At 65.9% G+C, this 17,330-nt stretch carries 16 protein-coding genes; 5 read left to right on the top strand and 11 right to left on the bottom strand.

Going from position 1 to position 17,330, the window contains the following annotated elements; all coding sequences use genetic code 11:
- Positions 1–8: 8 nt before the first annotated feature.
- The 3 genes from kdpA to KW835_RS22340 form a co-directional block, all read right to left on the bottom strand.
- Positions 9–1,814, bottom strand: coding sequence for a potassium-transporting ATPase subunit KdpA (gene kdpA, locus KW835_RS22330; protein ID WP_218386523.1), 1,806 nt, complete (start codon positions 1,812–1,814; stop codon positions 9–11).
- 1 nt (position 1,815) lies between these two features.
- Complete coding sequence (locus KW835_RS22335) at positions 1,816–1,914, bottom strand: potassium-transporting ATPase subunit F (RefSeq protein ID WP_056414695.1); 99 nt, start codon at positions 1,912–1,914, stop codon at positions 1,816–1,818.
- A 229-nt stretch (positions 1,915–2,143) separates the two neighbouring features.
- The gene (locus KW835_RS22340) at positions 2,144–3,118 is read right to left on the bottom strand and encodes a magnesium and cobalt transport protein CorA (protein ID WP_218386525.1); all 975 of its coding nucleotides are present in this window, start codon (positions 3,116–3,118) and stop codon (positions 2,144–2,146) included.
- 173 nt (positions 3,119–3,291) lie between these two features.
- Between KW835_RS22340 and KW835_RS22345 the strand changes: the two genes are divergently transcribed.
- Positions 3,292–4,023 carry a TorF family putative porin gene (locus tag KW835_RS22345; protein ID WP_218386530.1) on the top strand — a complete coding sequence of 244 codons (732 nt, stop codon included), beginning with the start codon at positions 3,292–3,294 and terminating at the stop codon, positions 4,021–4,023.
- Between the two features lie 30 nt (positions 4,024–4,053).
- On the opposite strand, the gene KW835_RS22350 is transcribed toward KW835_RS22345, so the two are convergent.
- On the bottom strand, positions 4,054–5,007 hold the full coding sequence (locus KW835_RS22350) for a YafY family protein (RefSeq protein ID WP_218386533.1): 954 nt from the start codon (positions 5,005–5,007) through the stop codon (positions 4,054–4,056).
- A 97-nt stretch (positions 5,008–5,104) separates the two neighbouring features.
- On the opposite strand from KW835_RS22350, the gene KW835_RS22355 reads away from it, so the two are divergent.
- Complete coding sequence (locus KW835_RS22355; RefSeq protein ID WP_218386535.1) at positions 5,105–5,713, top strand: glutathione S-transferase family protein; 609 nt, start codon at positions 5,105–5,107, stop codon at positions 5,711–5,713.
- A gap of 171 nt (positions 5,714–5,884) precedes the next feature.
- On the opposite strand, the gene rng is transcribed toward KW835_RS22355, so the two are convergent.
- From rng to KW835_RS22390, 7 genes are all read right to left on the bottom strand, one after another.
- Positions 5,885–7,372 carry a ribonuclease G gene (rng, locus tag KW835_RS22360; protein WP_218386537.1) on the bottom strand — a complete coding sequence of 496 codons (1,488 nt, stop codon included), beginning with the start codon at positions 7,370–7,372 and terminating at the stop codon, positions 5,885–5,887.
- 144 nt (positions 7,373–7,516) lie between these two features.
- Positions 7,517–8,131 (bottom strand): nucleoside triphosphate pyrophosphatase, encoded by a 615-nt coding sequence (locus KW835_RS22365; RefSeq protein WP_218386539.1) that lies wholly within the window; start codon positions 8,129–8,131, stop codon positions 7,517–7,519.
- Between the two features lie 104 nt (positions 8,132–8,235).
- The gene (gene rlmH, locus KW835_RS22370; RefSeq protein ID WP_218386541.1) at positions 8,236–8,703 is read right to left on the bottom strand and encodes a 23S rRNA (pseudouridine(1915)-N(3))-methyltransferase RlmH; all 468 of its coding nucleotides are present in this window, start codon (positions 8,701–8,703) and stop codon (positions 8,236–8,238) included.
- 55 nt (positions 8,704–8,758) lie between these two features.
- The gene (rsfS, locus tag KW835_RS22375; RefSeq protein ID WP_218386543.1) at positions 8,759–9,685 is read right to left on the bottom strand and encodes a ribosome silencing factor; all 927 of its coding nucleotides are present in this window, start codon (positions 9,683–9,685) and stop codon (positions 8,759–8,761) included.
- A gap of 216 nt (positions 9,686–9,901) precedes the next feature.
- Positions 9,902–10,882 (bottom strand): oxygen-dependent coproporphyrinogen oxidase, encoded by a 981-nt coding sequence (gene hemF / locus KW835_RS22380; protein WP_218386545.1) that lies wholly within the window; start codon positions 10,880–10,882, stop codon positions 9,902–9,904.
- Positions 10,882–12,162 carry a phosphoribosylamine--glycine ligase gene (gene purD, locus KW835_RS22385; protein ID WP_218386547.1) on the bottom strand — a complete coding sequence of 427 codons (1,281 nt, stop codon included), beginning with the start codon at positions 12,160–12,162 and terminating at the stop codon, positions 10,882–10,884. The genes hemF and purD overlap by 1 nt, the downstream gene beginning before the upstream one ends.
- Before the next feature lie 227 nt (positions 12,163–12,389).
- Positions 12,390–13,109 (bottom strand): YebC/PmpR family DNA-binding transcriptional regulator, encoded by a 720-nt coding sequence (locus KW835_RS22390; RefSeq protein WP_218386548.1) that lies wholly within the window; start codon positions 13,107–13,109, stop codon positions 12,390–12,392.
- Between the two features lie 259 nt (positions 13,110–13,368).
- Between KW835_RS22390 and KW835_RS22395 the strand changes: the two genes are divergently transcribed.
- The 3 genes from KW835_RS22395 (at position 13,369) to KW835_RS22405 (ending at position 17,113) form a co-directional block, all read left to right on the top strand.
- Complete coding sequence (locus KW835_RS22395) at positions 13,369–14,904, top strand: helicase HerA-like C-terminal domain-containing protein (RefSeq protein WP_218386550.1); 1,536 nt, start codon at positions 13,369–13,371, stop codon at positions 14,902–14,904.
- 412 nt (positions 14,905–15,316) lie between these two features.
- A complete protein-coding gene (locus KW835_RS22400) occupies positions 15,317–16,150 on the top strand; it encodes a hypothetical protein (RefSeq protein WP_218386552.1) in 834 nt (277 codons plus the stop codon).
- 114 nt (positions 16,151–16,264) lie between these two features.
- Positions 16,265–17,113 (top strand): enoyl-CoA hydratase-related protein, encoded by an 849-nt coding sequence (locus KW835_RS22405; RefSeq protein WP_218386554.1) that lies wholly within the window; start codon positions 16,265–16,267, stop codon positions 17,111–17,113.
- Positions 17,114–17,330: the final 217 nt, after the last annotated feature.

Consider the following 17,330-nt stretch of genomic DNA (forward strand, 5'->3'; position numbering starts at 1 on the left):
GCCATACCTCACTGAACCCGGAGCATCAGGTGCTCCACCATCGGACCCAGGGCCAGGGAGGGCACGTAATTGAGAAGACCCACCAGAAGCACGGTGCCGATCAGCAGCGTGACAAACAAGGGACCGTGTGTGGGCATGGTGCCCGCCGTGACTGGCAAGCGCTTCTTGGCCGCCAGCGAACCCGCAATGGCCAGCACCGGCACGATCACGCCGAAACGGCCCAGCCACATCGCGAGCCCCAACAACACGTTGTAGAACGGCGTGTTGGCCGACAGGCCCGCAAAGGCGCTGCCGTTGTTGTTGGCGGCAGACGTCAGCGCATACAGAATTTCAGAGAACCCGTGCGCACCCGGGTTGGCGATGCCCGCCCTGCCCGCGTCCGTGGCCACGGCAATCGCCGTGCCCACCAGCACCAGAATGGGCGTGACCAGGATGGCCGCCGAGGTGAGCTTCATCTCACGCACCTCGATCTTCTTGCCCAGGTACTCCGGCGTGCGGCCAATCATGAGGCCCGCCATGAAGACGGCGAGGATGGCAAACACCAGCATGCCGTAGAGGCCCGTGCCAACGCCACCAAACACCACTTCGCCCAGTTGCATCAGCACCAGCGGCACCATGCCGCCCAGGGGCGTGAAGGAGTCGTGCATGGAGTTCACGGCACCACACGAGGCGGCAGTGGTCACGGCAGCGAACAGTGCCGACGCATTGATGCCGAACCGTACCTCCTTGCCTTCCATGTTGCCGCCCGCTTGCAGGGCACTGGCGGTTTGCTCCACGCCCAGTCCCACCCATTGCGGATTGCCGACTTTCTCGGCGGAAACCACAGCGATCACGGCCACCACGAACATCACCGTCATGGCCGCCAGGATCGCAAACCCCTGGCGCTGGTCGCCCACAACGCGGCCAAACGCAAAACACAGCGCGGCGGGAATCAGGAAAATCGCCAGCATCTGCACGAAGTTGGTCAGGGCCGTCGGGTTCTCATAGGGATGGGCGGAGTTGGCATTGAAAAAGCCACCGCCGTTGGTGCCCAGCATCTTGATGGCTTCCTGCGATGCCACCGGGCCCATGGCCAGGGTCTGGGTGTTGCTTGTCTTGGCTTCCATCACCGGCGCGCCATCGCTGCCCACCACCGGCTGGCCCGATGCGTCGAGCTTGGGCACTTCGTAGGCTGTAGGCTCCAGCGTCGCCACGTCCTTGTAGGCGTCAAAGTTCTGGATCACGCCCTGCCCGACCAGCACGATGGAAATCACAAACGCGATGGGCATGAGCACCCAGGCCGTGATGCGCGTGACATCGGCCCAGAAGTTGCCCACAAAACCCTGGCCATCGGTGCTGCGTGCTGCAAAGCCGCGCGCCAGCGCAAACGCCACGGCGATGCCGGTGGCCGCCGAGAAGAAGTTCTGCACCGACAGGCCCAGCATCTGCGTGAGGTAGCTCATGGTGGACTCGCCCCCATAGCCCTGCCAGTTGGTGTTGGAGACAAAGCTGATGGCGGTGTTGAACGAAGAATCGCCCGACACCCCGGCCATGCCCTGCGGATTGAGCGGCAGCAGGTGCTGCAAACGCTGCAGGCCATACACCGCAAAAGCGCCGATGGCATTGAAAGCCAGCAGCGCCAGCGCGTAGCTGCGCCAGTGCATCATCTGATCCGGCGCAACCCCGGCAAGTTGGTACAAAGGTTTTTCGATGGCATGCATCCACCTTGGCAGGCGGCCATCACAGACTGCAGCCAGCCATTTGCCAAGCGGCCACGCCAGCACGCCCAGCACGATCAGGAAGAGCCCCAGCAGGCTCCAGGCAGAGGTATCCATCTCAGAACTCCTCCGCGCAGATCAGCGCAAACACCAGGTAGGCCAGCAGCACCAGGGCCACGATGGCGCCAAAGCCGTAGAGCATTTCCATGCCGATCATGAACGCTCCCCCTTGGCCGGACCGAACTTGCCCAGCAAAACCACGGCTTCGGCCATGACCACCCACAACGCCGCCAGTGCGGCAATCCATAACACGTCCATCGACAACTCCTGCATCAAAACGTATGTTTGATTCTCAGAAGGTGGCCGTAAAAAGTGTGCACAGGTTGTGGAGGGCGCCGTAAAAATGGCGTAAAAATGCCTGCCCGGTCAGCAGATCGCACACGGGCCTACAACCAGCCTGCCTTGCGAAAGCGGTAGTACAGATAGCCACAGGTGCTGGCGATGAGCGCGAGCGCAGCCGCGTAGCCATAGCGCCATTTCAGCTCGGGCATGCTGTCAAAGTTCATGCCCCAGATGCCCGCAAACGCCGTGCACACGGCAAACAGGCTGGCCCACGCCGCCAGGCGCTTGACGACCTCCCCATCCTCGATCGTGACCATGGAGAGGTTGACGTGGATGGCGGTGCCGATCGTGTCGCGGATGGAATCTATCGAGGTGTTGATCCGGCTCAGGTGGTCCACCACGTCACGAAAGTACTCCTGCGAGCCCATGCAGATCTGCGGAACACGCCCGCCATGCAGCTTGGCCGCCCCTTCCAGCAACGGGGCGACTGCATGCTTGAGCACCGTGAGGCGCTGTTTGAGTTCGTACAACCGCCGGATGCTGGCTCGGGCAGCGCCCTGCGTAAAGATCTGCTGTTCGATGGTTTCCAGCTCCACCTCCAGCGCATCGATGACCGGGAAATAGCGGTCCACCACCGCATCCATGAGTGCGTACAGCACGAAGCCCGGCCCATTGCGCAACAGCTCGGGTTCCTGCTCGCAGCGCGCACGCACATCCACAAAGCCACGTTGACTGCGGTTGCGCACCGACACCACATAGTTCTTGCCAACAAAAACATTGAGCTCACCAGGCCGTGACACCGGATCGGCAGCACCGCTGGATTCAAGCAAGTGCAGCACCACGAAGAGAGAGGACGCGTACTCCTCGACCTTGGGCCGCTGATGGCCATGCCGGGCATCTTCTACCGCCAGTGGGTGCAGGCCGAACTCGGCCTGCAGTTCATCCAGCTCCTGTGGAGTCGCATCCTGCAGTGCCACCCACACGAAACACCCTGGCAGCGAAACGTGCTCGCTGATCTCGCTGACGGCGATGTCGGCCAGCTTGGTGCCGTCCTCGTACACAACACAATTGATCAACACCGCAGCACCCCTTGCAACACTGAAATGGAAGATACAGGCAATCTTGCCATTGCCACAGTGCCCCAGATCCACGGGCTTGCGCAACATTTACGGCGTGGGCTGCAATTTTTGCGAACTTTATACGCGGGCTTTTCTACGCTTGCGCTCTTGTCTTTTTCTCAACAATTGTTGCCATGAATCCCGCCTCTCACAAAGTACTTGCCGTCGCCGTGCTGGCCACGCTTCCCATGCTGGCCAGCGCCCAGCTCACAGGCAACGTCAGCCTGACCACCAACTACAAGTTCCGCGGCCAGGACCAGGACGCCTCCAAGTCCAAGGCCGTCAAGCCTGCGCTGCAGGGCGGCTTTGACTACACGTTCGGCGAGACCGGCTGGTACGTGGGCAACTGGAACTCCAGCGTGGACTGGCTGGCCAACAACTCGCTCGAATCCGACCTGTACGGCGGCTACAAGTTCAAGGCCGCCGGCGCCGACTTCGATGTGGGCGCACTGACCTACATCTACCCCGGCAACAGCAACGGCAACACCACCGAGCTGTATGGCGCGGCCACCATGGGACCCTTCACCGCCAAGTACTCGCACACCATCTCCAAGGACTACTTCGGTTTCGCAGGCGCCAAGGCGGGCTCGGGCCTGAAGGGCACCAACACCGGCTACCTGAACCTGGCGTTCGCGCAGGAAGTGGCCCCCAGCATCACGCTGAAGGCATCGGTGGGCTTCACCCGCTTTGCCAGCGACATCAAGGACACGGGCGTGCCCAACTACATGGACTACAGCGTGGGCGGCGCGTATGACTTCGGCAGCGGCCTGTCGCTCGGCGCTGCCGTGGTGGGCGCCAACAAGAAGGCCTTCTTTGGCCACGTGAACAAGTCGCGCGTGATCGTCACGCTCACCAAGACCCTGTGAGCCCGTCCTCCAAGGACGAGCAACGGGCCTTCAGAGCGCGCACCGCGTCGCCCGCGCGCCCGCTACCCGCAGCCGCTCTTTCAGCGCGGCGGGTGCCAGCACCTCGAATTCCACATTGAGCGCCATCAGCCAGTACACCAGCGAATCGCTGGCCGCGCATTCCAGCTGGCTGCGCTGGCCACCGTCGACGCTGGACACCACGCCCGCGAACTGGGGGATACGGCGCGACATCACCGCATAGGGCGCGTGCAGCACAACGCGCGCCTGCTCAGCGTGAGACGGTGCAGAGATCGAGCGGGATACATAGCCCTTCAGGTCGCCACCGTCGGGCGATGCCCGCGGCGCGAAATGCGCGCCCACCTGCGGGCTGCCCACGATGCGGTCGATGCGGAAGGTGCGCCAGTCGCCCCGCACGCAGTCCCAGGCCACCAGGTACCAGCGCTCGCCGGTATGTACCACGCCTTGCGGCTCCACGCTGCGCTGCGCGCTGCGGCCCTGCGCGTCTTCATAGCTGAACTCGGCGCGCAACTGGTCGCGGCATGCTGTGGCGAGCGTGGCCAGCACCGAGGCCTCGACCACGGGGCCGATGCGGTCGAGCGGCAGGATGGCCGAGCGCAGCGCGTCCACCCGCTTGCGCAGGCGCGCGGGCATCGCCTGCTCCAGCTTGACCAGGGCGCGCAGCGCGGGCTCTTCGATGCCGCCCACCGCACCGGCCGTGGCGGTGCGCAGCGCAATCGACACAGCCAGGGCCTCGTCGTCGTCCAGCAGCAGGGGCGGCAGCGCCTGCCCGGCCCGGAACGCGTAGCCGCCCGCCACGCCGCTGCTGGCATGCACCGGGTAGCCCAGTTGGCGCAAGCGGTCCACGTCGCGCCGCACGGTGCGCGGGTGCACCTCCAGCCGCTCGGCCAGCTCGGGGCCCATCCAGTGGGTGCGGGTCTGCAGCAGGGAAAGCAGCCGCAAAAGACGCGTCGATGAACTCAACATGGCGCCACTGTACTTTTTATTGAGGACCAAAACTGTCCGCAATGGTTTCTACAGTGGAGACACCTTTTCTTTCACCCCCAACCCAAAGGAGTTCTCCATGTCCATCGTCCTCTACTGGCACCCCATGTCCAGCGCCAGCCCCATCGCCTGCGCACTGGCCGAACTGGGCGTGCCCCACGAACGCGTGAAGGTAGACATCCGCACTGGCGAGCAGCACCGCCCGGAATACCTGGCACTCAACCCCAACGGCAAGGTCCCCACCCTGACGGTGGACGGCGCCCCGATGTTCGAGACCCTGGCCATCCATATGTGGCTGGGCCACCGCTTTGGCATCGAGCGCGGTCTGTGGCCCGCGGCGGGCACGCCCGAGGCGCTGCAGGCGCTGTCGTGGTGTGCATGGTCGTATGTGACCTACGGCGCCTTGATGGTGCGCCTGAATGTGGCCACGCGGGGCGACGAGGCCTTGCACAGCGACATCCATGCGCAGGCCGCCAAGGCGGGCCTGAATGACCTGCTGGCGGTGCTGGACGCGCGCCTGGCCGCGCAGCCCTGGATGCTGGGCGCCGACTACTCGCTGGTGGACCTGGTCGTCGGCTCGGTGCTCGGCTACAGCGTGTTTCTGGGCGCACCGGTGAATGAGCACCCGCACGTGCAGGCCTGGTTGGCGCGGGTGCAGGCGCGGCCGGCGATGCAGATCGAGTCCTGAGACGGATTGGCGGTCGCCCCGCCGATCCGCTGGGACGGGCCGTTCAACAGACTTGCCGAAGCGTCGCGCGGCGCTTCGACAAGCTCAGCGTGAACGGACTCTTTTTTCTCCGAAGCGCTGCGACAGCGCCGACCGTCAGCGTGTGCGCAGGGCCGTGGCGATGCTGCGGCGCTACAGCAGCACGATGTCGTACTGCTCCTGCCCCACCGCGCTCTCGGCCTGCAGGGAGATGGGCTTGCCGATGAAGTCCGACAGCCCGGCCAGGTGCTGGCTTTCTTCGTCCAGGAACAGCTCCACCACCCGCGCCGATGCAACCACGCGGAATTCGCGGGGGTTGAACTGGCGGGCCTCGCGCAGGATCTCCCGCAGGATGTCGTAGCAGACACTGCGCGCGGTCTTGACGCTGCCCTTGCCCTGGCAGGCCTCGCACGGTTCGCACAGCATGTGGGCGAGCGACTCGCGGGTGCGCTTGCGCGTCATCTCGACCAGGCCCAGCTGCGAGAATCCTCCCGCCATGGTCTTCACGCGGTCGCGCGAGAGCTGCTTCCTGAATTCGGTGAGCACCGCGTCCTGGTGGCCCGCCTGCACCATGTCGATGAAGTCCACGATGATGATGCCGCCCAGGTTGCGCAGCCGCAGCTGGCGCGCGATGGCCTGCGCTGCCTCCAGGTTGGTCTTGAAGATGGTGTCGTCGAAGTTGCGCGCACCCACGTATCCGCCGGTGTTCACGTCGATGGTGGTGAGCGCCTCGGTCTGGTCCACGATGAGATAGCCGCCGGACTTCAGGTCCACCCGACGGCCCAGGGCCTTGGCGACCTCTTCGTCGATGGAATACAGGTCGAAGATGGGGCGCTCACCTTTGTAGTGCTGCAGCTTGGGGGAGGCTGCGGGCATGAACTCCTGCCCGAAGGCGCGCAACCGCTGGAACTGCTCCAGCGAGTCGATCCGGATGGTCTGGGTATGGTCACCCACCAGGTCGCGCAGCACGCGCTGCAGCAGGTCCAGGTCCTGGTGCAGCAGCGACGTGGCGGGCAACTTGAGCGATGCCTCCTTGATGCGCGCCCAGGTCTTGCGCAGGTAGGCGATGTCTTCGGCCAGTTCTTCGTCGGTGGAGTCTTCGCCATTGGTGCGCAGAATGAACCCGCCGCCACCGCCCGTGGACTTGTCGCCCACCAGCGCCTGCAGGCGCGCGCGCAGGGCGTCGCGCTCTGCGCCGGGAATCTTCTGCGACACCCCCACGTGGTCGTCCTGCGGCAAGAACACCAGCAGCCGGCCCGCAACGCTGATCTGGGTGGACAGGCGCGCACCCTTGGTGCCGATGGGGTCCTTGATGACCTGCACCATGAGGGACTGCCCCTCGAACACCTGCTTTTCGATGGGGATCTGCGGCTCGGTCTTGCGGGCGAATGCGGGCGGCTCGCCATCGGGCTGGCGATGCCACACATCGGCCACGTGCAGAAAGGCCGCGCGCTCCAGGCCAATGTCGATGAAGGCGGACTGCATGCCGGGCAGCACGCGCGATACCTTGCCCAGGTAGACATTGCCAACCAGGCCGCGCTCCAGCGTGCGCTCGATGTGCAGTTCCTGCACCGCGCCGTGCTCCACGATGGCCACGCGCGTCTCCTGCGGGGACCAGTTGATCAGGATGTCTTGTTGCATGGCTTCTTCTTTTCCGGATTGGGTCGCGTTCTTGCTGCCGTTGGAATCACCGAGGCACCAGGCCAGGGCCCCCGGGGAACTGGCGTTGCCAGGCCCCTGGCAGCGCCCCCTTCAGGGAAAGGCACCGCAGGCGACTCAGGAGGGTCATATCTGAAACCCAGCTGCGCGCAGCAACTGCGCCGTCTCGTACATGGGCAACCCCATGATGCCCGAATAACTGCCCGCAAGGTGCTCCACATATGCAGCTGCACGCCCCTGGATGCCGTAGGCGCCGGCCTTGCCCAGCGGCTCGCCGGTGGCCACGTAGGCATCGATCTGCGCCGCCGTCATGGGCGCGAACGTGACCCGCGATACCGACAGCGCCGCCAGCCGCTTGGTGCCCACCTGCAGCGCCACGGCGGTGAGCACGCGGTGCTCGTGCCCTGCCAGCTCGCCCAGCATGCGCGCGGCGTGCGCGGCGTCGTCGGGCTTGCCGTAGATGGTGCGGCCCAGGGCCACGGTGGTGTCGGAGCATAGGATGGGCGCATCGGGCAGCTGCCGCCGTGCGCGCCGCGCCACGGCAGCGTCGAGCTTGAGGCCGGTCACGCGCTCGACATAGGCCGTGGGCGCCTCGCCGGGCAGCACGGCCTCGATGGCTTCGGCGTCCTCGGGCTCGTCGCCATCGACATTGGGCAGCAGCAGTTCATGGCGCACGCCCAACTGTTCGAGCAGTTGGCGGCGGCGCGGGCTCTGGGAGGCGAGGTAGAGGAAGTCAGGCATGAACGGATTCGATCAAAAATCGGCCCCAGCGCTGATCCATCAAGCGCTGGCAGCTATCACATCAATAGCAAAGGACAGGTAGGCCATGGTGCGCTCTGGCCTGCTCATTCGCGGTGGTAGGGGTGGCCGGCGTTCACCGACCAGGCACGGTAGAGCTGCTCGATGAGCAGCACGCGCACCATGGCGTGGGGCAAGGTCAGGTCCGACAGGCGGATGCGTTCGTGCGCAGCCTGGCGGAAGGCCGGGTCCAGCCCGTCGGGGCCTCCGATGACCAGCGCGACGTCGTCGCCGCCCAGCTGCCAGCCCTTGAGCCGCTCGGCCAGGGCCTTGGTGGTGAGGCTGGTGCCGCGCTCGTCCAGCGCCACCACGCGGGTGCCTCGGGGAATGGCGGCCTCGATGCGCTCACGCTCGGCGGCGTACAGCGTCTCCAGCGTCTTGGAGCCCCGCGGCTCGGTCTTGACGGCCTTGAGCTCGACCTTGAGCTCCGGCGGAAATCGCTTGGCGTAGTCGTCGTAGGCGGTCTGTGCCCACTCGGGCACGCGCTGGCCCACCGCCACGATCAGCAGTCTCATGGAAATGCGTTACCGAAAAGGGTTGCGCCCGTCCGTTCAGCCGTGCCGCCTGGCGTCAGGCCCGACCGCTGCCGCGCGATGGCGACTTCTTGGCGGCGGGCTTGGCGCCTGCCTTGGCCGGGGCGCTGGCCGCAGGCTTGGCAGCAGACCGGGCACCCGCACCGCGTGCAGGTGCTGCAGCACCCTTGGCGCCGGTCGACTTGGCGGCTGCGGGCTTCTTGGCGCCACCCGGCTTCACCACCACGGTCTTGATCGGGGTCTTGGGGGCCGATGGTTTCTTGGCGGCTGCGGTGCTGCCGGTGGTCTTGGCTGCCGGCTTGCTGCCGGCGCGGGCCGCAGGCTTGGTCGCGCTGGTCTTGGCGGCCGGCCTTGCCGATGGCTTGGCGGTTGCCGACTTGGCGGGCGCTCCTGCCGCTGCGGTCTTGGCCGCAGTCTTGGCCACAGCCTTCACGGTGGCCTTGCCGGAGCGGGCAGCCACGGACGGAGCTGCAGCAGCCTTCTTGGCCGGAGCCTTCGCAGCGGCTTTGGCACCCGACTTGGCCGCCTTCTGGGCCGACTTCTTTTCGGCCAGATCGGCGGCGGCGCTCGACGCCGGCTTGGCGGCACCCAGCTTCAGGCGCACGGGGGTTTCGCCCCACAGTTCTTCCAGGCGGTAGTACTGGCGGATGGCGGGCTGCATGATGTGCGCCACGGCCGGGCCGCAGTCCACGATGATCCATTCGCCGTTGTCTTCACCTTCGATGCGGGGCTTGGAGAAGCCTGCCTCCTTCACCGCGTCACGCACGCTGGCGGCCAGCGCCTTGGTCTGCCGGTTGGAGGTGCCCGATGCCACGATCACCCGTTCAAACAACGGCGAGAGATTCTCGGTGTTGAAGACCTGGATGTCTTGCGCCTTGACGTCCTCCAGCCCATCGACGATGGCGCGCTGCAGCTTGGTAACGTCTTTCTTGGCGGCGGATTCCGATTTGGTGGAGGTGGTCATCAGGTGGTGAATAGAAAGGGAATGGAATCAATATAGCGTGCAACGCAGCGCGCAGCCAGTGGGGCCGCGCCTTGGGTGTTGCGCCGGTGTCGCGCTGGGGCGCTGCGGCAGTTCGAGATGTTTTGGGCCTCTGGCGCTTTTGTGAAAAGCGCACACAGCTATTGAAATTATAGCTTTGGTGCCTTTCGAGCCATCTGTAGCAGCATCTTCGCGGCGTCAGGCGCCTGCCTGCGCCCCGCTGCCCAGCCAGTCGCGCCGCACCAGGAACCGCTGCGCCAGCTGCGCTTCGGCAGAGTCGGCGGCGTCCGATCGCTGGTACGACCACGCCACCAGCGGCGGCATGGACAGCAGAATGGACTCGGTGCGCCCGCCGGACTGCAGCCCGAAATGCGTGCCCCGGTCCCAGACCAGGTTGAACTCGACATACCGGCCCCGGCGGTAGAGCTGAAACTCCCGCTCGCGCTCGCCAAAGGCCATGTGCTGGCGCTTTTCCACGATGGGCAGGTAGGCCGCCAGGAAGGCGTCGCCCACCGACTGCGTCATCGCCAGGCTCTGCGCGAAGCCCAGCTCCGAGAAGTCGTCGTAGAACACGCCGCCCACGCCGCGCTGCTCGCTGCGGTGTTTCAGATAGAAATACTCGTCGCACCACGCTTTGAAGCGGGGGTACTTGTCGTCGCCAAAGGGCGCCAGCGCATCGCGGCAGGTGCGGTGAAAGTGCACCGCGTCCTCCTCGAAGCCGTAGTACGGCGTGAGGTCCATACCCCCGCCGAACCAGCAGGTGGGCGCCTGGCCCGGGTGGCCGGCTGCGATCATGCGCACGTTCATGTGGACCGTGGGCACATACGGGTTGCGAGGGTGGAACACCAGCGACACGCCCATGGCCTCGAACGGCGCCCCGGCGAGTTCGGGCCGGTGCTGCGTGGCCGACGGCGGCAGCTGCGGGCCGCGCACGTGGCTGAAGCCGCATCCAGCGCGCTCGAACACGCGGCCGTTCTCCAGGATCTTGGTGATGCCGTCACCCTGCAGCGCCTCGCCGGGTGCCTTGCGCCAGGCGTCGGCCAGGAAGCGCGCGCCGCCCTGCTCCTGCGCCCCTTCCACAGCCTCCAGCGCACCGGTGATGCGCGCCTGCAGGCCTTGCAGATAGGCCCTCACGCGTTCCACCGTATCGACCGTGTTCAGGCTTTGCGCGCTTGCCATCAGCTCTTCAGCGCCCGAAAGCCGATATCGCGGCGGTACTGGGCGCCATCGAAGTGGATGCCGCGCGCCACGTCGTAGGCACGCTGCTGCGCCTGCTTGACGCTGTCGGCCAGCACGGTCACGCACAGCACGCGACCGCCGGTCACGCTGACCACGCCGTCCTTGAGCTGCGTGCCGGCGTGGAACACCACGGCATCGTCCGCGTCCTGGGGCAGGCCGGTGATGGCGTCGCCCTTGCGGGGGCTTTCAGGGTAGCCGTGGGCGGCCATGACCACCCCCAGGGCCGTGCGGCGGTCCCACTGCAGTTCGATCTGGTCGAGCTTGCCGTCCACGGCGGCAGTCATGACGTCCACCATGTCGCTCTTGAGGCGCATCAGGATGGGCTGCGTCTCCGGGTCGCCCATGCGGCAATTGAACTCGAGCGTCTTGGGGTGGCCCTTGGCGTCGATCATGAGGCCCGCGTACAGGAAGCCTGTGTAGGGAATGCCGTCTTTTTCCATGCCGCGGATGGTGGGCAAGATGATCTCGCGCATGGCGCGGGCGTGCACGTCGGCCGTGACCACGGGCGCGGGCGAGTACGCGCCCATGCCGCCGGTGTTGGGGCCTTCGTCGCCGTCTTTCAGACGCTTGTGGTCCTGGCTCGTGGCCAGGGCCAGCACGTTCTTGCCGTCGCACAGCACGATGAACGAGGCTTCCTCGCCCTCAAGGAACGCCTCGATCACCACACGCGCCCCGCCTTCGTTGTGCGTCACGCCGTACTTGTTGTCCACCAGCATGAAGTCGACCGCGTCATGGGCTTCCTGCAGCGTCATGGCCACGACCACGCCCTTGCCCGCCGCCAGGCCATCGGCCTTGATGACGATGGGCGCCCCCAGGCGGTCCACGAAGGCGTGGGCCGCGGCCGGGTCGGTGAAGGTGTCGTAGTCCGCCGTGGGGATACCGTGGCGGCGCATGAAGGCCTTGCTGAAGGCCTTGGAGCTTTCAAGCTGGGCGGCAGCCTGCGTGGGACCGAAGATCTTGAGACCATGCGCGCGGAATTCATCCACCACGCCAGCAGCCAGGGGCGCCTCGGGGCCGACCACCGTGAGGGCGATCTTCTGCTCCTGTGCCCAGACGCGCAGGGCCTGCACGTCGGTGATCGCCACGTTCTCCAGCTTGGCGTTGAGCGCCGTGCCGCCATTGCCAGGCGCGACAAACACCTTGTTGACCTTGGGGGACTGGGCCAGCTTCCAGGCCATCGCGTGTTCACGGCCGCCGCCACCAATCACAAGTACTTTCATAGGGACCTTTGTGAACCCCTGGCGCAGCGCTGGGCCACGTGCAGGGGTTCGGGGAAAACATCTCGATCGCAGTTATTCAACATTCTTTGCGCCGGGCCATGAGCGCCAGCAACCGGCGCGGCCCATCGCCAGTGCACCCGTGGATCTGGCTTTGCCAGGCCACCGGGTGCGTCCCCCTCCCGCGCAGCGAGAGAGGGGGAAGGCGCGCAGCGCCTCAGGGGGTGATCTCAAAGTGCCGCGTTGTGATACACCTCTTGAGCGTCATCCAGATCTTCCAGCACGTCCAGCAGTTTTTGCATGCGCACGGCATCGTCGCCAGTCAGCTCGATGGTGTTTTCGGCCCGCATCGTGACCTCGGCCAATTCAGGCGTGAGGCCCGCGGCCTGCAGGGCGTCCTTGACGGCTTCGAAGTCCGTGGGGCTGGTCAGCACCTCGATGGCGCCGTCCTCGCCGGTCACGACGTCGTCCGCCCCCGCCTCCAGCGCCACTTCCATGACCTGGTCCTCGCTCGTGCCGGGCGCAAAGATCAACTGGCCGCAGTGCTTGAACTGGAACACCACCGAACCTTCGGTGCCCATGCTGCCGCCGTGCTTGCTGAATGCGTGGCGCACTTCTGCCACAGTGCGCACGCGGTTGTCGGTCATGGTGTCGATCATGATGGCCACACCGCCGATGCCGTAGCCTTCGTAGCGGATTTCCTCGTACGTCAAGCCTTCGGCGTTGCCCGTGGCCTTGTCGATGTTGTACTTGATGCGGTCGGCCGGCATGTTGGCCGCCTTGGCCTTGTCCACCGCCAGGCGCAGGCGGGGGTTGGCAGACAGGTCGCCGCCGCCGGAGCGGGCAGCCACGGTGATTTCGCGAATGATGCGGGTCCAGATCTTGCCGCGCTTTTCATCCTGCCGCCCCTTGCGGTGCTGGATATTCGCCCATTTGCTGTGTCCTGCCACGAGAAGTCCTTTTGTATTGATTTAATCTAGCCATGCTTGTTGGGGCCCGGCGCGGCGGCAAACCGTGTCTTTCGCGCCACGGCGCCAGCGCAAACCGGTGCCAACGCCCGAAAAATCGCGTGCCGCGGCAGGAGTTTCGGCCCCGCAGTGGCACAAAATCCGGCCGTTTCGCCCTTGCCGCACCTTTGCCGAGCACCGTGCCGAACAAGTCATCTGCCGATTTTACTTTTTGCCGACCCCGCCCCCGAGGAAACCCGAAATGGCCGAACCCCTTCTGATCGCCAAGCACGACACCACCGAATGCCACCTGCTGCCCGGCCTGGCCAACCGCCACGGGCTGATCACCGGGGCAACCGGCACGGGCAAGACCGTCACGCTGCAGACCCTGGCCGAAAACTTCTCGCGCATCGGCGTTCCGGTGTTCATGGCCGACGTGAAGGGCGACCTCACCGGGGCCAGCCAGCCCGGCAAGATCGGCGACAAGCTGGCCGGCGTACTGAAAGAGCGGGGTCTGGACCTGCCCACCCCCCTGGCCTGCCCCACCACGCTGTGGGACGTGTTCGGCCAGCAGGGCCACCCGGTGCGCGCCACGGTGTCCGACATGGGTCCGCTGCTGCTGGGCCGCATGCTCAACCTGAACGAGACGCAGCTGGGCGTGCTGAACATGGTGTTCAAGATCGCCGACGACAGCGGCATGCTCCTGCTGGACCTCAAGGACCTGCGCGCCATGCTCACTTTCGTGGGCGACAACGCCAAGGAGTTCACCACCGAGTACGGCAACGTGAGCGCCGCCAGCGTGGGCGCCATCCAGCGCGGGCTGCTGCAGATCGAGCAGCAGGGCGGCAGCGAGTTCTTCGGCGAGCCCATGCTCAATATCCAGGACTTCATGCAGACGGTGGACGGCCACGGCGTGGTCAATATCCTGGCGGCCGACAAGCTCATGAACTCGCCGCGCCTGTACGCCACGTTCCTCTTGTGGATGCTGTCCGAGCTGTTCGAGCAACTGCCCGAGATCGGCGACCCCGACCAGCCCAAGCTGGTGTTCTTCTTCGACGAGGCCCACCTGTTGTTCAACGAGGCGCCCAAGGTGCTCATCGAGCGCATCGAGCTGGTGGTGCGCCTGGTGCGGTCCAAGGGCGTGGGCGTGTACTTCGTCACGCAGAACCCGCTGGACATCCCCGACAGCGTACTGGCCCAGCTGGGCAACCGCGTGCAGCACGCGCTGCGCGCCTTCACCCCCCGCGACCAGAAGGCCGTGAAGGCCACGGCCACCACCATGCGGCAAAAGCCGGGCCTCGATATCGAAACCGCCATCACCGAGCTGGCCGTGGGCGAGGCGCTGGTGAGTTTTCTGGACGCCAAGGGCCGCCCCAGCGTGACCGAGCGCGTGTTCGTGCTGCCCCCGGGCAGCCAGCTCGGGCCCATCACCCCGCAGCAGCGCCAGGCGCTCATGGCGAATTCGCTGGTGGCCGGCGTGTACGAGACCACCGTGGACCGCGAGTCCGCCTACGAAAAGCTCAAGGGCCGCGCCGAAAGCGCCCCTGCCGCACCGGCCGGTACGCCCGCTGCACGCAGTGGTGGTGGCACGCCCGTGGGCACGGCGGGCGGCGCCCAGCCGCAGGAAAGCAGCTTCCTCAACGACCTGCTCTTCGGCACCACCGGCCCGCGCGGCGGACGCAAGGACGGCCTGGTGCAGACCATGGCGAAGTCGGCGGTGCGCACCGTGGGTACCAACGTGGGCAAGGAGATTCTGCGCGGGGTGCTCGGTGGCATCTTCGGTAACAAAAAGAGGTAGCTCGCCCTGAGGTGCTGCCTGCCCTCTTCCTGGCATCGTTGTCGAAGCGGCAGGCCACGGCGAGCAAGAACAGCCGTGTCCGCTGATGCCGGTGCTGAGCAGCGCCTCTCCAATTCAGCCGTTCGGGCTGAGCTTGTCGAAGCCTCACGCGGCGCTTCGACAAGCTCAGCGTGAACGGTTGTTTTGTTTTTGACTGGCGGTGGACACACGGCGCCAGGCTTTCTTTGCGGCCTGAAGCAAAGAACATCATCGCCGACATTGAAAATAGCCTCTACCGCTTACCCACCAAGCGCCAGGCGCTATCAATTGGTGAGCAAATTGCATCCTCGCCACAGCCTTCAAATTCTTCTCCCGCTGTGCGTGCAGGCATGGCACCATGCGCGCACAAAACAACACACAACAGGAGGATGGGATGGGTCGCATCGACAACCTTCTCGTGCGCTGGGGGCCGCGCACGGTGATGCTGGCCACGGGCATCTGGATGCTGGTCTTCGTGGGCATGCTCGCGGGGCTGTGGCGCATGCACTGGACCTGGGCTGTGTACGTGGTCGCCACCGTGGTGCTGGCCGCCGTCGTGATCCAGTGGACCAACGCGGTACGCGAGCGCTATGTGCGCGAGGCCGCGCTGCCCCAATTCTTGAAGCGCAAACTGCGCGAGGCGTACCCCCACCTGAACCAGAAGGACTGCGAACTGGTCGAGCGCGGGCTGCGCCAGTTCTTCATGGCCTGCATGCGCAGCCGCAAGCAATTCGTGGCCATGCCATCCAAGGCGGTGGATGCCATGTGGCACGAATTCATCCTGCACACCCAGGCCTACAAGACCTGGTGCGAACGTGCGCTGGGTTTCTTCTTGCACCACACGCCTGCCGAGGCCCTGGGCGCCCGGGCCAGGAACAACGACGGCCTGCGCCGCGCGTGGTACTGGGCGTGCAAGGATGAGGGCATCAACCCCAAATCGCCCTCGCGGCTGCCCCTGCTGTTCGCGCTGGATGCCAAGCTCGCGATTGCCGGTGGCTTCAACTATGTACCCAACTGCGGCGACATCGCCCGCAAGAACGAAGCCGGCGGCGACGCCAGCGGCACCTACTGCGGCACCCACTTTGCCGACAGCGGCTACAGCGGCAGCGCGGGCGACTTCGGCGGTGCAGAAAGCTCCAGCTCCAGCAGCGATGGAAGCAGCAGCAGCGACAGCGGCGGTGACGGGGGCAGCTGCGGTAGCGGATGTGGTGGCGGGGGCGGCGACTGAGCGAGCGCGCCACGCGCCTCAACCCGCAGCCCGGCGCCCATCGACGCCGCACCGGATGGCCAAGTCGCCCACGCGACGACATGGCGCCCCCTGCCGGGTCTACAGTGACTGCCCATGAACACCCCCTCCCTGACCTGCTTCTCGCTCAGCATCACCGACCATGTGGCCCACCTGGTGCTGAACCGGCCCGAGGCCATGAACACCATGCACCCCACTTTCTGGCGCGAGCTGGACGAGGTGCTGGCCCAGCTGAACAAGGCGGGCGATGCGCGGGTGCTGGTGGTCAGCAGCACCGGCAAGCACTTCAGCGCGGGCATGGCGCTTGAAACCTTCGGAGGCGCCATCACCCTGGACGACCGGAGCCCCGAGGGGCGTGCCGCCGTCTTCGACCTGCTCACCGACATGCAGGCCACCTTCAGCCGCATCGAGAGCCTGCGCATTCCCGTCATCATGGCCATTCAGGGCGGCTGCATCGGCGGCGCGGTGGATTTGGTCACCACCGCCTGCGTGCGCTACGCCACGGCCGACGCGTTCTTCTGCATCCAGGAGATCAACATCGGCATGGTGGCCGACGTGGGCACGCTGCAGCGCCTGCCCAAGCTCATCCCGCTGGGCGTGGTCAAGGAGCTGGCCTACACCGGCCGTCGCCTGGGGGCGGACAAGGCCCTGGGCTATGGCCTGGTCAATGAGGTCTTCGACACGCCGCAGACCATGCTGGCCGCCGCGCTGCAATGCGCCCGCGAGATCGCTGCCAAGCCCCCTGTGGCCATCTGGGGTACCAAGCAGGCCGTGAACTATGCCCGCGACCACAGTGTGGAAGACAGCCTGCGCCAGATGGGCTGGCTGCAGGGCGCGATCTGGAGCAACCGGCACGTGCGCGAGTCCGTCACCGCGATGAAGGAAAAGCGCACCGGCGAGTTCCCGCCGCTCGCGCCACTGATCCGGTTCAGCGAACAGGGCTGACCACCGGCTGCGCGGCCGACCCCTTGCGCCCGCAACCCGTTCGGGGCTGAGCCTGTGGAAGCCAGGTCGCTGGGCCGCCGCATCCACCACGTCTATTCGCTACTTATTTGATAGCTGCTGGCGCTTTCCCAACAAGCGCCAGCAGCCCATTTCACCCCAAAATCAGGGCCGACGGGCTATCATGTGGCAACCAGGGGCAGGCCGCGCCCCGCAGCGA

Source organism: Acidovorax sp. sic0104 (assembly GCF_019219095.1).
In the GTDB taxonomy this organism is placed as follows: domain Bacteria; phylum Pseudomonadota; class Gammaproteobacteria; order Burkholderiales; family Burkholderiaceae_C; genus Acidovorax.